This window comes from Mesorhizobium sp. M0159, from assembly GCF_040322295.1.
Taxonomy (GTDB): Bacteria; Pseudomonadota; Alphaproteobacteria; order Rhizobiales; family Rhizobiaceae; genus Mesorhizobium.
Genome location: NZ_JAMYTF010000013.1, coordinates 95107 through 108930 on the forward strand (window position 1 = coordinate 95107; position 13824 = coordinate 108930).

The 13824-nt window shown below is 64.1% G+C and carries 13 protein-coding genes and 1 pseudogene; 10 read left to right on the forward strand and 4 right to left on the reverse strand.

Annotated elements, in window-relative coordinates:
- Window positions 1-56: 56 nt before the first annotated feature.
- The 4 genes and pseudogenes from aroA (at window position 57) to rpsA (ending at window position 4274) form a co-directional block, all read left to right on the forward strand.
- Entirely contained in the window at window positions 57-1415 is a 1359-nt protein-coding gene (gene aroA, locus NKJ32_RS15675) for a 3-phosphoshikimate 1-carboxyvinyltransferase (protein WP_352625131.1), read from the forward strand.
- Window positions 1412-1690 (forward strand): annotated as a pseudogene (locus NKJ32_RS15680) (DUF6881 domain-containing protein); the annotation flags it as partial. The gene aroA and the pseudogene NKJ32_RS15680, both read left to right, overlap by 4 nt.
- A gap of 30 nt (window positions 1691-1720) precedes the next feature.
- Window positions 1721-2371 (forward strand): (d)CMP kinase, encoded by a 651-nt coding sequence (gene cmk / locus NKJ32_RS15685; RefSeq protein WP_352625169.1) that lies wholly within the window; start codon window positions 1721-1723, stop codon window positions 2369-2371.
- Between the two features lie 205 nt (window positions 2372-2576).
- The gene (gene rpsA / locus NKJ32_RS15690; protein WP_023676278.1) at window positions 2577-4274 is read left to right on the forward strand and encodes a 30S ribosomal protein S1; all 1698 of its coding nucleotides are present in this window, start codon (window positions 2577-2579) and stop codon (window positions 4272-4274) included.
- A 107-nt stretch (window positions 4275-4381) separates the two neighbouring features.
- On the opposite strand, the gene NKJ32_RS15695 is transcribed toward rpsA, so the two are convergent.
- From NKJ32_RS15695 to NKJ32_RS15705, 3 genes are read right to left on the reverse strand one after another with little or no spacing between them, the layout of a single operon-like run.
- Window positions 4382-5089, reverse strand: a complete 708-nt coding sequence (locus NKJ32_RS15695) for an SDR family NAD(P)-dependent oxidoreductase (RefSeq protein ID WP_352625129.1) — start codon at window positions 5087-5089, stop codon at window positions 4382-4384.
- A 57-nt stretch (window positions 5090-5146) separates the two neighbouring features.
- On the reverse strand, window positions 5147-6727 hold the full coding sequence (locus tag NKJ32_RS15700) for a 5-guanidino-2-oxopentanoate decarboxylase (protein ID WP_352827994.1): 1581 nt from the start codon (window positions 6725-6727) through the stop codon (window positions 5147-5149).
- Window positions 6724-7572, reverse strand: coding sequence for a dimethylarginine dimethylaminohydrolase family protein (locus tag NKJ32_RS15705; RefSeq protein ID WP_352568564.1), 849 nt, complete (start codon window positions 7570-7572; stop codon window positions 6724-6726). Before NKJ32_RS15705 ends, NKJ32_RS15700 begins: the two co-directional genes overlap by 4 nt.
- Before the next feature lie 217 nt (window positions 7573-7789).
- On the opposite strand from NKJ32_RS15705, the gene NKJ32_RS15710 reads away from it, so the two are divergent.
- The 5 genes from NKJ32_RS15710 (at window position 7790) to NKJ32_RS15730 (ending at window position 12257) form a co-directional block, all read left to right on the forward strand.
- Window positions 7790-8599 carry an ABC transporter ATP-binding protein gene (locus tag NKJ32_RS15710; RefSeq protein WP_023676274.1) on the forward strand — a complete coding sequence of 270 codons (810 nt, stop codon included), beginning with the start codon at window positions 7790-7792 and terminating at the stop codon, window positions 8597-8599.
- Between the two features lie 51 nt (window positions 8600-8650).
- A complete protein-coding gene (locus NKJ32_RS15715; protein ID WP_352568373.1) occupies window positions 8651-9445 on the forward strand; it encodes a transporter substrate-binding domain-containing protein in 795 nt (264 codons plus the stop codon).
- 212 nt (window positions 9446-9657) lie between these two features.
- Window positions 9658-10323 carry an ABC transporter permease gene (locus tag NKJ32_RS15720; RefSeq protein ID WP_352453687.1) on the forward strand — a complete coding sequence of 222 codons (666 nt, stop codon included), beginning with the start codon at window positions 9658-9660 and terminating at the stop codon, window positions 10321-10323.
- Window positions 10324-10337: 14 nt separating this feature from the next.
- Window positions 10338-11144, forward strand: coding sequence for an ABC transporter permease (locus tag NKJ32_RS15725; protein WP_352620750.1), 807 nt, complete (start codon window positions 10338-10340; stop codon window positions 11142-11144).
- A 111-nt stretch (window positions 11145-11255) separates the two neighbouring features.
- Complete coding sequence (locus tag NKJ32_RS15730) at window positions 11256-12257, forward strand: Ldh family oxidoreductase (protein ID WP_352620731.1); 1002 nt, start codon at window positions 11256-11258, stop codon at window positions 12255-12257.
- 57 nt (window positions 12258-12314) lie between these two features.
- Here NKJ32_RS15730 and NKJ32_RS15735 read toward each other — a convergent pair whose 3' ends face one another.
- The gene (locus NKJ32_RS15735; protein WP_352454720.1) at window positions 12315-12587 is read right to left on the reverse strand and encodes a hypothetical protein; all 273 of its coding nucleotides are present in this window, start codon (window positions 12585-12587) and stop codon (window positions 12315-12317) included.
- Window positions 12588-12830: 243 nt separating this feature from the next.
- On the opposite strand from NKJ32_RS15735, the gene NKJ32_RS15740 reads away from it, so the two are divergent.
- Window positions 12831-13805, forward strand: a complete 975-nt coding sequence (locus NKJ32_RS15740) for a complex I NDUFA9 subunit family protein (RefSeq protein WP_352454721.1) — start codon at window positions 12831-12833, stop codon at window positions 13803-13805.
- The last annotated feature ends 19 nt before the right edge of the window (window positions 13806-13824 follow it).

Genomic DNA, 13824 nt, shown 5'->3' on the forward strand with positions numbered 1-13824 from the left:
AGACCCCCGCAAACCAGCAGAAAATGGCCGGCCGCCGGCGTTTCCAGGAAAGAACCATGTCGCACACTGCCGCCCCGAAGCAGGCCACCGCCCGCAAATCATCTGGCCTTTCAGGCGCGGCACGGGTGCCGGGCGACAAGTCGATCTCGCACCGCTCGTTCATGTTCGGTGGCCTGGCCTCCGGCGAAACCCGCATCACCGGGCTGCTGGAAGGCGAGGACGTGATGCGTACGGGCGCTGCCATGAAGGCGATGGGCGCTCATATCGAGAAGCATGGCGCTGAGTGGGTGATCCGCGGTACCGGCAACGGCGCGCTGCTGCAGCCGGAAGGCGCGCTCGACTTCGGCAATGCCGGCACCGGCTCACGCCTCACCATGGGCCTGGTCGGCACCTATGACATGGAAACCACCTTCATCGGCGACGCCTCGCTGTCGGGCCGGCCGATGGGCCGCGTGCTCGAACCGCTTCGCCAGATGGGCGTGCAGGTGCTGAAGGCGACGCCCGGCGACCGCATGCCGATCACGATGCACGGGCCCAAGCACGCCGCGCCGATCACCTACCGCGTGCCGATGGCATCGGCGCAAGTCAAGTCGGCGGTGCTGCTGGCTGGGCTGAACACGCCGGGCATCACCACCGTCATCGAGCCGGTTATGACGCGCGACCACACCGAAAAGATGCTCAAGGGGTTCGGCGCCAATCTGTCGGTCGAGACCGACGAGCGCGGCGTGCGCCACATTTTCATCGAAGGCCAGGGCAAGCTCACCGGCCAGACGATCGCGGTGCCTGGCGACCCCTCCTCGGCCGGCTTTCCGCTGGTGGCGGCGCTGATCGTGCCGGGTTCGGACATTACCATCGAAAACGTGCTGATGAACCCGACCCGCACAGGCCTTCTGCTGACGCTGCAGGAAATGGGCGCCCGGATCGACATTCTCGAGCGCCGCAATGAAGGCGGCGAAGACGTCGCCGACCTGCGCGTGCGTTACTCCGAGCTGAAAGGCGTCACCGTGCCGCCCGAACGGGCGCCGACCATGATCGACGAGTATCCGGTGCTTGCCGTGGCGGCGAGCTTCGCCGAGGGCGAGACGCTGATGCTCGGGCTGGAAGAGCTGCGCGTGAAGGAATCCGACCGGCTGTCGGCAGTGGCCGAAGGGCTGAAGCTCAACGGCGTGGACTGCAGCGAAGGCGAGGCCTCGCTTGTCGTGCGCGGAAAACCCGGCGGCAAGGGCCTCGGCCAGCATCCCAACGGACAGGGCACCATCGTCCAGACCCATCTCGATCACCGCATCGCCATGAGTTTTCTGGTGATGGGGCTGGCGACGGAAAAGCCCGTGACCATCGACGACCAGGCGATGATCGCGACGAGTTTTCCGGAGTTCATGGGCCTGATGAAGGGGCTCGGTGCGGAGATTGAATGAAATATGTCTGCGTACATTGGAAGCACGAGCGGCCGGAGCAACCATCTCATCTCTGGTATGAGATTGCCGACGACAACTATCAGTCGAGAACAATAGAGTTCTATCGGGACGGTTCAGTCGGTTTTGCGTCACGTGGCGTCGCGCCAGATGGATCAGAGGACCTCGAAGTTGGCGGGACAACGAACTCAGACCAACCTTTTCCGGACCTCGACGAGATCAACGCTGATCCTGTATTTGAGGCGGTGGAAGTCACGGCGGCAGAGTTTGAAAAGCGTTGGCAGCAGGCGCTTGCCTCGCGACGGCATATGACGGCGTCCTTCACCATCGCCATCGACGGACCTGCCGGTGCCGGCAAAGGCACCCTTGCCCGGCGGCTGGCCGATCACTATCGGCTGAACCTGCTCGACACCGGCCTTACCTATCGCGCGGTGGCGCATGCGCTGCTCCGGCTCGGCCTGCCGCTCGACAATGTCTCGGCCGCTGAAACCGCGGCTCGTCAGGTCGATCTGGCAAAGCTCGACCGCGCCGTGCTTTCGGCACACGCGGTCGGCGAGGCGGCTTCGAAAGTGGCTGTCATCCCGTCGGTCCGGCGCATACTGGTCGACAAGCAGCGCGACTTTGCAAAAACCCCGCCGGGTGCGGTGCTCGACGGCCGCGACATCGGCACCGTCGTCTGTCCCGATGCCGACGTAAAACTCTATGTCACGGCCAGCGCCGAGGTGCGGGCAAAGCGGCGGCTGGACGAAATCGAGAGCATCGGCGGCACTGCCAATTTCGATGAAATCCTTGCCGATATCGTGCGCCGCGACGAGCGCGACATGGGCCGCATGGACTCGCCCTTGAAGCCGGCGGCCGATGCGCACTTGCTCGACACGTCGGAAATGGCTATAGAGGCCGCGTTTCTGGCAGCTCAGGTGATCATCGACAACGTCCTGGCCAAGAGAAACGAAGCCTGAGCCGGGTTTTCCTGCCGCCGCCGATTGCCGGCGACAACAAGAATTCCCATATCGGGTATGAACCAGCCTGCCAGCATTCTTCATGCGCCGGAATTGCCGCTCAAGGGCGGCCAAGGGCTTTTTGCCCGGAACGCCGGCAGGCCAACGCAACGCTAACCCACGGCGCCCGCCCCGCGACAGATTGCGGGGCATTCCAGGAGAAACTATGTCAGTTGCAAATCCCACTCGCGATGATTTCGCGAGCCTGCTCGAAGAATCATTTTCCGCCGGCCATTCCGGCGAAGGCCAGGTCGTCAAGGGCATCATCACTGCCATTGAAAAGGACATGGCCATCATCGACGTCGGCCTCAAGGTCGAAGGCCGCGTGCCGCTGAAGGAATTCGGCGTCAAGGGCAAGGACACGACGCTCAAGGTCGGCGACACGGTCGAGGTCTATGTCGAGCGTATCGAGAACGCGCTTGGCGAAGCCATGCTGTCGCGCGAAAAGGCCCGCCGCGAAGAGAGCTGGGTCCGTCTCGAAGAGAAGTTCACCAAGGGCGAACGCGTCGAAGGCGTCATCTTCAACCAGGTCAAGGGCGGCTTCACCGTCGACCTCGACGGCGCCGTGGCTTTCCTGCCGCGGAGCCAGGTCGATATCCGCCCGATCCGCGACGTCTCGCCGCTGATGCACAACCCGCAGCCCTTCGAGATCCTAAAGATGGATCGCCGCCGCGGCAACATCGTGGTGTCGCGCCGCACCGTGCTTGAGGAAAGCCGCGCCGAACAGCGTTCGGAAATCGTGCAGAATCTCGAAGAAGGCCAGGTGGTCGAAGGCGTCGTCAAGAACATCACCGACTATGGTGCGTTCGTCGACCTCGGCGGCATCGACGGCCTGCTGCACGTCACCGACATGGCCTGGCGCCGTGTCAACCATCCGACCGAAATCCTCAACATCGGCCAGACGGTCAAGGTGCAGATCATCCGCATCAACCAGGAAACCCACCGCATCTCGCTCGGCATGAAGCAGCTCGAGAGCGACCCGTGGTCCGAGATCGGCACCAAGTTCCCGATCGGCAAGAAGATCAAGGGTACCGTCACCAACATCACCGACTACGGCGCGTTCGTCGAGCTGGAGCCGGGCATCGAAGGCCTCATCCACGTTTCGGAAATGTCGTGGACCAAGAAGAACGTGCATCCCGGCAAGATCCTGTCGACGACGCAGGAAGTCGACGTGGTGGTGCTCGAAGTCGATCCGGCCAAGCGCCGTATCTCGCTCGGCCTCAAGCAGACGCTGGAGAACCCGTGGGAGGCCTTCGCGCGCAGCCATCCGGTCGGCAGCCAGGTCGAGGGCGAGGTCAAGAACAAGACCGAGTTCGGCCTGTTCATCGGCCTCGAAGGCGACGTCGACGGCATGGTCCACCTTTCCGACCTCGACTGGACCCGTCCGGGTGAGCAGGTGATCGAAGAGTACAATCGCGGTGACATGGTCAAGGCGCAGGTGCTCGACGTCGACATAGACAAGGAGCGCATCTCGCTCGGCATCAAGCAGCTGGCCAAGGACACGGTCGGCGAAGCAGCGACGTCAGGCGAACTGCGCAAGAACGCAGTCGTCACCTGCGAGGTTATCGGCGTGAAGGATGGCGGTCTGGAAGTGCGGCTGGTCGACAGCGGCATCGAGACCTTCATCAAGCGCTCCGATCTCAGCCGTGACCGCGACGAGCAGCGCCCCGAGCGCTTCACCGTCGGCCAGAAGGTCGACGCCCGCGTCATCGCCTTCGACAAGAAGACCCGCAAGCTGCAGGTCTCGATCAAGGCGCTGGAAATCGCCGAAGAGAAGGAAGCGGTCGCCCAATACGGTTCGACCGACTCCGGCGCTTCGCTGGGCGACATCCTTGGCGCCGCGCTGAAGAAGCAGGGCAGCTAAGCCAACACCGCGCCTCGCGCGGGTTATAAACGAAACAAAAAAAGCCCCGCCGGAACGATCCGGCGGGGCTTTTGCTTGTGACCTTTTGCTTGTGACGAGCCGCAGGCTCAGGCCCGGCCGTAGAGTGGCACCAGCGTGCCGCTGATCGCCATGTTGGCCGGCGAGGCGAGATAGGCAATGGCCTCGGCGGCCGCTTCAAGGCTGACCCATCTGCTGAAATCTGCGTTCGGCATGTCAGCCCGGTTGGCCGGCGTGTCAAGCGTCGAGGGCGCCACGGCGTTGACCAGGATGCCGTTGCCCTTCAGCTCTTCGGCCATCGCCACAGTCATCGCGGCGACTGCCGCCTTGGCGGCGGCGTAGGCCACCTTGCCGGAGCCGCGCCGCGGATCGAGCCCGGCTCGCGCGGTGACATTGACGATGCGGCCCGGCACGGAAGATCCCAGCATCGAGCGTATCGCCGCGCGGCAGCACAGAAAGGTGGTGCGGGCATTGGTGTCCATCATCTCGGCGAAGGAGGCGGGTTCGATCTTCTCGACCGGCGCCGCGGTGAAGCCGCCGGCAAGATGCACCGATGCCCATAAATCTGGAACGCTGGCATAGAAGGCGTCGACCTTGGCAGGGTCGGCAAGGTCGACATTGTGCGCCAGCCTGACGCGGTCATGCGCCGGAAAGGGAAAATGCGCAGGCGCGGCAGCGTGGGCATTGGGCACATGGCAGATCGCGCCCTGCTCCAGCAGTTTTCCTACGACCGCGCCGCCAAGGGCACCGGTGCCGCCGGTCACCACGATATGTCTGCCGTCCAGTGTTTCCGTCATATTCGACCGCTCCGTCATTGCGCGCCGCCGATGCGGAAGGTCGCGCCTTTCGCGCGATCACTCAACCGAAATCTCGATGACGTAAGGTCGTCCAGTCGCCCGCGCGCGCCCAAGCGCGTCCGCCAAGCCGCCGGTGCCGGAAATCCGCTCGGCGGCAATGCCGTAGGCTTCGGCCAATTTGCAGAAATCCGGCGGTGCCGGGGAGACGCCGACCGGCTCGACGCCGACGTCGAGCATCGAGGTCTCGATCTCGCGGTAGCCGCGATTGTTCCAGACTGTGAAGATCACCGGCGCCGCAGCGTCGAGCGCGGCGCCCAGTTCCGGCAGGGTGAACTGGAAGCCGCCGTCGCCGGTGAGGCAAACGACCGGCGCCTCAGGCCTGGCGAGGGCGGCACCGATCGCCGCTGGCGGGCCATAGCCGAGCGCGCCGAAGCCGGTGGCGGCGTTGAACCAGCCGCCCGGCCGGTCGTGATCGTAGTAGAGGTTGGCGGCGTAGACCGGCTGGGTCGAATCGCCGACGATGATCGCGCCAGGCAGCGTATCACGGATCGTCTCGACGGCGCCCAGTTGCGCCTGCATAGCCGGGCCAATCTCGGCAAAGGCCGCCTGCCGCGTCGCGGCGGCGCGAGCTGCGCCGCCGCCCGATTGCGCCTGGCCCGTGCCGAGTTCGGCATGCAGCGCCTCGAGCGCTGCGCCAGAATCGGCCTGGATCGAAATCCGCGCAGGCCGGCGGGCAAGCTGGTCGGCGCCGATGTCGATGCGGATCAGATTGGCGGGAAGGACAAAACCGCCGTCGCCATAGCCGTCATAGTCGGTCGGACCGAATTCGGTGCCGGCCGCAATGACCAGATCGGCGTCGGCCATCAGCGCACGCACCGCCTTCAGGCTGGGACTGGCCGGCACGCCAAGCGGATGACGATGGAGCAGGCCGCGCGCATTGGCGGTCTGGACGACCGGCGCTCCCAACCTCTCGGCCAGGCGCTGCAACGGCGCTTCGGCAGCTTTGGCGCCGCCACCGGCCAGGATAAGCGGCCGGCGGGCAGACGCGCATAGCCTTGCCGCCTCTGCAATCGCCGCCACATCCGGCTCGGGCGGCGCTGAATTCCGCAGCAGCGGCACGATGCCGTTGGCGGGCATGGTCATGACATCGGTCGGGATCTCGATATGCACCGGACCCGGACGCGAGGATGAGAACAGCGCAAAGGCGCCGGCGAGCACGCCGGGCAGTTCGCCGGCCTCCGTGACACGGTGCGAAAACAGCGCCACCTTCTCCATCATGCCGCGCTGGTCCGGCAATTCATGCAGATGGCCAAGGCCTTTGCCCAGCGTCGGTGTTGCGTTGACGCCGGAGATTACCAGCATCGGCACCGAATCGGCGCGCGCCTGGCCCATGGCGGTGATGGTGTTGGTCAGTCCTGGCCCGGTGATGACGAAGGCGACGCCCGGCTTGCCGCTGGCGCGCGCATAGCCGTCGGCCATGAAGCCGGCGCCCTGCTCGTGGCGCGGCGTGACGTGACGGATATTCGACCGCGCCAGTCCGCGGTAGAGCTCGACCGTGTGCACGCCGGGAATGCCGAACACGATGTCGACGCCGTGCGCTTCCAGCAAGGTGATGAGCGCTTCGCCGATGGTCGTCATTGTCTTAGCACCGGGCGCGTGAGGCAGGTAGGGCCGCCCTCGCAGGCAATGCACAGCGCATCGGCCTCGAATGTCGAGACCGTACAGCCGGCGGCTTGCATGGCAGCCGCCGTCTTCGGAAAACCGGCAACGGCGATAACCTGGCGCGGCGCGGTCGGCAGCACGTTCAGGCTGAGCCCATTCGAGGCGAAGAATTCGTCGGCGTCGCCCTCGACCAGCCGAATGCCGCGTTCGCGCAGCATCTGGTGGAAGGCGACCGGCAGGAGGGGCGCATAGACCAGCGCCAGATCGTCTGCGAGCGGGCTGATCACCGACATCAGATGCAGGCAGGCCTCCTCGCCCTGCCAGAGCGGGAGGTCGAAGCCATAGACCTGGATGCCCTTGGGTGAAAGCAGGTTGGAGAGCTGCTGGATGCCGTGCTGATTGGTGCGCACGCCGCGGCCGACGGCCAGCGTGTTTGCATCCACCCACACGCAGTCGCCGCCCTCGACCTGGCCGGGAGCCTCGATACGGCCGAGGGTGGGGATGCCCATGCGCCCGTAGGCTGCCTCGTGCAGGCCGGGCTCTCGCCGGCGCAGCGCCTTGCCCATGGCAAGGATGACCGCGCCATGGTCGGTCATCAGCGACGGATCGTGGGTAAAGACCGAATCGGCAAGCCCGTCATCGGCGTCGCTCAGCCATTCGATTTCGGCACCTGAGACAGAAATCAGCCTGGCCAGTGCATCATGCTGGGTTGCCGCTTTTTGTGGATCGAAGCCGGGGCCATAGTGCCACTCCAGCGCTTCGGCCCGACGCATGGCGCTGGCGGCGGAGCGCATCAGCACGCGCTGCAGCGGCCCGGCCATCGACTGCGACCCGTATGCTTTGCCCACTAAGTTCTCCTGAAACGCGCCCCTCCTGCCAATAGCCACTCGGCAGGCCGTGATCAATGGTCCAAAAACTGCGGTTGACGGAGGCAAGCGGAACGGTCCATCTTGAGAATCGGAACGCTGTCCAGTGACGGGTAATGGGTAAAAAATTCCAGCAAGGACTGCCTCGGCTGCTCCGCGGGGCGCCGCGACGATGACAGCGCCGGCCACCGCCCTGAAGCATACGGCGCAGAACGGCGCTGCCGAAGCCATCCACGTCGAGAACCTGCACAAGAATTTCGGCAAGCTGCATGTATTGAAGGGCGTTTCGCTGTCGGCGCGCGATGGCGAGGTGATCGCCATCATCGGCGGCAGCGGCTCGGGCAAATCGACGCTGCTGCGCTGCATCAACTGCCTGGAGAACCCGACCAGCGGCATCATCCGGGTCAATGGCGAAGAGATAAAGCTGAAGGCCGACAGCTACGGCCACACCGTGCCCGCCGACCGCAAGCAGATCGAACGCATCCGCTCCAAGCTCGGCATGGTCTTCCAGAACTTCAATCTGTGGAGCCACATGACGTTGATCGAGAACGTCATCGAGGTTCCCGTGCATGTGCTCGGCGTCAAGCGCGATGTGGCGATCGGCGAGGCGGAAAAATTGCTCGCCCGCGTCGGCCTGGCCGAAAAACGCGACGTCTATCCCGCTTATCTGTCGGGCGGCCAACAGCAGCGTGCCGCGATCGCCAGGGCGCTGGCCATCAACCCGCGCGTCATGCTGTTCGATGAGCCGACTTCGGCGCTCGACCCGGAGCTGGTCGGCGAGGTGCTGAAGGTGATCGGCGACCTGGCGCGCGAAGGCCGCACTATGGTGCTGGTTACCCATGAGATGAAGTTTGCCCGCGAGGTCGCGACGCATGTCGTCTACCTCCACAACGGGCTGGTCGAGGAAGAAGGGCCGCCGGAACAGATCTTCGGCGCACCAAAATCCGAAAGGCTGAAGCAGTTCATCCGCAACATCAGTTAAACTGTGGGCGGACGAAAACCGGGAACAACAACAAAACTGGGAGTCATGACGATGAAGATTATTCTCAAGACCTTTGCCGCAGCGCTGCTGCTCGGCGTTGCCGCGATGGGCGTGGCCAAGGCCGATCCGGTCAAGATCGGCGTCGCCGCCGAACCCTATCCGCCCTTCGCCTCGCCGGACGCTTCCGGCAAATGGGTCGGCTGGGAGATCGAATTCATCGATGCCGTCTGCGCCGAGGAGAAGCTCGACTGCGTCATCACCCCCGTCGCCTGGGACGGCATCATTCCGGCGCTGACGACCAAGAAGATCGATCTTATCGCCGCCTCGATGTCGATCACCGCCGAGCGCGAGAAGACGATCGCCTTCTCGGACAAATATTACAACACCCCGACTGCGATCATCGGGCCGAAGGACCAGAAGTTCGGCTCAACACCGGAGGACCTCAAGGGCAAGATCATCGGCGTCCAAGTCTCGACCGTACACGCCGACTACGCCAAGAAGCACTTCGCCGACGCGGCGGAAATCAAGGAATACCAGACCCAGGACGAGGCCAACCAGGATCTTGCCGCCGGCCGGGTCGACGCGGTGCAGGCCGATTCCATTGCCCTCGACGCCTTCCTAAAATCGGACCAGGGCAAGCAATGCTGCGATCTGAAGGGCATGGTCGCGCCGGATCTGGCCATTCTCGGGCCCGGCGTCGGCGCCGGCGTCCGCAAGGAAGACTCCGAGTTGAAGGAAAAGATCAACGCCGGCATCAAGGCCATCCGCGCCAACGGCAAATATGACGAGATTTCGAAGAAGTACTTCGACTTCGACATTTACGGTGCCGACACGCAGTCGAACTGACGGCCTCATCCATGAGCGATTAACCACACGGCCCCGATAGAGCCGCGTGGTTAGTCGAAATCCATCGACGCGTGCTTCCGCGGGCGGAGATCGCCGGCGGTTTTAGCGCCAGCAATTCGAGGGCGACGCTGATCGACGCATTTGTTCCGGCTTGGGCCGCCTCCGCCATCGCGCTTCTCTCGCCCACGCCGCCGGGCTGGGGTGGAACGCTCATCGTCGGGCTGCTCCATACGATCGAGATCGCGGTCGGCGCCACCTGTCTCGGCCTTTTGATCGGCATCGGCGGCGCCTCCGGCAAGCTGTATGGTGGTCCGGTGGTGCGCGATCTCCTGGCAGTCTATACGACAGTCGTGCGCGCCGTGCCGGAGCTGGTGCTGATCCTTCTGCTCTATTACGCCGGCACCGATCTGATCAATCAGATGCTGACGGCAATGGGCTATCAGCGCATGGACATTAGCGGGCTGGCGGCCGGCATTGCCGTGCTCGGCTTCGTCCAGGGCGCCTATTCGACCGAGGTGATCCGCGGGGCGATCCTCGCCATTCCGCAGGGCCAGATCGAAGCCGCGCGCGCCTATGGCATGTCTCCCGGCCTGCTGCTGCGGCGCATCACGCTGCCGGCGATGCTGCCGTTCGCCATACCCGGCCTTGCCAATCTTTGGCTGATCGCCACCAAGGACACCGCCCTGCTGGCGGTCGTCGGCTTTTTCGAGCTGACATTGGCGACACGGCAGGCGGCCGGCGTCACCAAAGCCTATCTGACATTCTTTGTCGCCGCCGGCGCGATCTACCTTCTGTTGACGCTGGTCTCCAACCTGATCATCGGCCGCATCGAGAGCTGGGCCCGCCGCGGCATGCCGTCGCTCAAGGAGGCCCGTTGATGGCCGGCCCGGTGATGACTGGCGAAGCGGCCGTCGAGATAGCCGCACGCGCTTCGCTGTGGCTGAAGCCGCATCGTATCGCGCTGATCCTGATCGCGCTGGGGCTGGTTTTGGCGGCGGCCGTCTTCATGCGCTGGGACTGGCTGCCGAAATATTACGGGATGGGATTGCTCGGCATCTGGCGCGCGCTGTGGATTCTTGCCGTCACCTGCACGCTGGGCTTCCTGCTCGCCATGCCGCTCGGACTGGCACAAGCCGCAGGCTCTTTCTGGTTCGCGGCGCCCGCCAAGGCCTTCTGCACCGTCATCAGGGGAACGCCGCTGCTGCTGCAGCTCTGGTTGCTCTATTACGGGCTGGGCTCGCTGTTTCCACAATATCCATGGATTCGCGAGTCCTGGATGTGGCCCTATCTGAGGCAGGCATGGCCCTATGGCGTGCTCGGGCTGACGCTGTCCTTCGCCGGCTATGAGGGTGAGGTGATGCGAGGCGCTTTTGCCGGCGTACCGAAAGGCCAATTGGAAGCCGCCCGCGCCTTCGGCATGAGCCGCTGGAGGATTTTCCGGCGAATCTGGCTGCCGCAGGCCTTCTACCGCGCGCTTCCGACACTGACGGGCGAAATCGTGCTGCAGCTGAAATCGACGCCGCTGGTGGCGACCATCAGCGTGATCGACATATTCGCCGTCACTTCAAAGGTGCGTCAGGATACCTACCTCACCTATGAACCCTTGCTGCTCCTGGCGTTGATCTATATGGCGATCACCGGCATCCTCGTCTTCACCCTGGGCAAGATCGAGGCGCGGATTCCGAACAAGATTGGTTAGGTGAATGGTGAATGGTGAATAGTCAGTAGTGAGTAGCCCGTAGTGTTACCGGCTAAGTCCCACTCACCATTTACCATTCACCCATTCCCTCAGATATCCATGGCAATCACAATGCAACTCAGTCTCGACCAGGCGACAGGGCTGTGCCGGATGGCCGCACTTGGCGCTGGCGCCAACGAAGAGGCGGCGCAGTCGCTGGCTGCCTCGATCGTCGCGGCCGAGGCGGAAGGACTGTCGATCGTCGGGCTTTCGCACTTTATCGATTATCTTGAAGCACTGGAGGCCGGCCGTATCGACGGCAACGCCGATCCGGTGATCACCAGGCCGGCGCTCGCGGTCTATCTTTCCGATGCGCGCGGCGGCTTAGCGCATACCGGTTTCGACCGCACGATCGATGACCTCGCCAAGGCGGCGCGGCTGTTCGGCGTCGCCATCTTTTCGCAGAAGAATGCTTATACGTGCGGCGCGCTCGGCTATTTCACCGGACGGCTGGCCGCGCAGGGATTGGTGTCGTTCGCCGCCACCAACGGCCCGGCCGTGCTTGCCGGCTCGGGCTCGGTCAAGCCGGTCTACTGCACCAACCCGATGTCCTTTGCGGCACCCGCCGCGGACGGGGCGGCGCTGGTCATCGACCAATCGTCGAGCGCCACCGCCTTCGTCAACATCCGCAAGGCGGCCGAGGACGGCAAGAAGATACCCGAAGGCTGGGCACTGGATGCGAGCGGCAATCCGACCACGGACCCGGCAGCTGCAATGAAGGGCGCCATGCTTGCCTTCGGCGGCCAGCGCGGCGCCAACATCGCGCTGATGGTCGAGGTGCTGGCTGCGGGCCTGTCGGGCGCCAACTGGTCGCTCGATGCGCCATGGTTCAGCGGCGGGCCGGACAGTCCGGGGACCGGCCTGTTCGTGCTTGCCGTCGAGCCCAAGCTGCTCGATCCGGACTTCGAAAAGCGGATGAAGGATCAACTCAACCGGCTGCGGCGGCGCTATGGCGTGCATGTGCCGGGGCGTGCCCGGGCCGAGGCCGCGGAGAAGGCGGCGGCGCGCGGCATAAGCGCGCCGAAAGCCGTGGTGCAGCGCATTTCCGAATTCGCCGCCCGCTATTCGTCCTGAAGAAATTCGTTTGTCCGATGAGCGGCTGAGAACGCCTGCCGATCCGGCAGAGCGAGCCTACTTCCCGCAATAATGATCGTTGATGACGTTCGCCGCATTCGCGTCCGGCCCTACCCTGTTGTAGGAGCAGGGTTCGGCGGCCGTCGTGAACAGGTGGTTGTCATAGTAGCGCGGGCCACCGAACAGAATGTCGATGATGTTGCCGTTGGCCGGAACGTAGCGTTCGGGTTGAGCTTGGTGGTGATGCCGGTTTGCCGCGAATGCCGAGGCACCAATGCTGCAGCCTGTTGCGAAAGCCAGAGCGAAGATCGCAACGCGTTTTGTCGTCATCGGCAATATCCTCCATTCGGAATCAAACCATACATCCTAAAATCGCCGGCCGGAACAAAGGTTCCTGTCCCGAATGGAGTTACCCTAAAGCCCGGCGTCGGCGGGTTTTCTGCCGTTTCCAACGGATACTGGAAATCATGCTTCAACAATGCCGGGCGACCGATGGTCGCCCTTTGCCTTTGGCGCGAAACCGACTATGAAACGGCTTCAACCAAGCCATCTGGATAGCCGCCGGAGCCAGCCATGACCGAAATCCTGCAGACCCCAAAGCTCGTGGTCGTGTTCGGCGGCTCCGGCTTTGTCGGTCGTCATGTCGTGCGGGCGCTGGCCAAGCGCGGCTACCGCATCCGGGTCGCCTGCCGCCGGCCCGATCTCGCCGGCCACCTGCAGCCGCTCGGCAATGTCGGGCAGATCCAGCCGGTGCAAGCCAATGTCCGGGTGCGCTGGTCGGTCGACCGCGCCGTGCAAGGCGCGGACCATGTCGTCAATCTGGTGGCGATCGCGCATGAGGCCGGCCGGCAGAAATTCACTGCCGTCCACGAGTTCGGCGCGCGGGCTGTCGCTGAAGCGGCGCGCGCCGTCGGCGCCGGCCTCACCCATATCTCGGCTCTGGGTGCGGATCTCCACGCGCAATCGGACTACGCGCGTACCAAGGCGCTCGGCGAAAAGGCCGTTCTTGAGACGGTCCAGGACGCCGTGATCTTTCGGCCATCGATCAATTTCGGGCCGGAGGACGGTTTCTTCAACCGCTTTGCAAACATGGCTCGCTTTTCCCCAGTGCTGCCGCTGATCGGCGGCGGGCAGACGAAATTCCAGCCGGTCTATGTCGGCGACGTCGCCGAAGCGGTGGCACACTCGGTCGACGGCAAGGTCCAGGGCGGCCGGATCTATGAACTCGGCGGGCCGCAGGTGCTTAGCTTCAAGGAATGCATGCAAGAGCTGCTTGTCATCATCGAACGCAAGCGGTTTTTGCTGCCCGTGCCATGGTGGCTGGCGAACTTCCAGGCATCAATTCTCGGGCTGCTGCCCAATCCGTTGTTGACCAAGGACCAGGTCCTGCTGTTGCGCCAGCACAATGTGGTGTCGGATGCCGCCGTCAAGGACAACAGGACGCTCGCCGGCCTCGGTATCCAGCCGCGGTCGATCGGAACCATCCTGCCCAGCTATCTCTGGCGCTACCGCGCCGCCGGCCAGTTCCAACGCAAGTCCGCCGCATAACACGAACGGACGTCGGGTT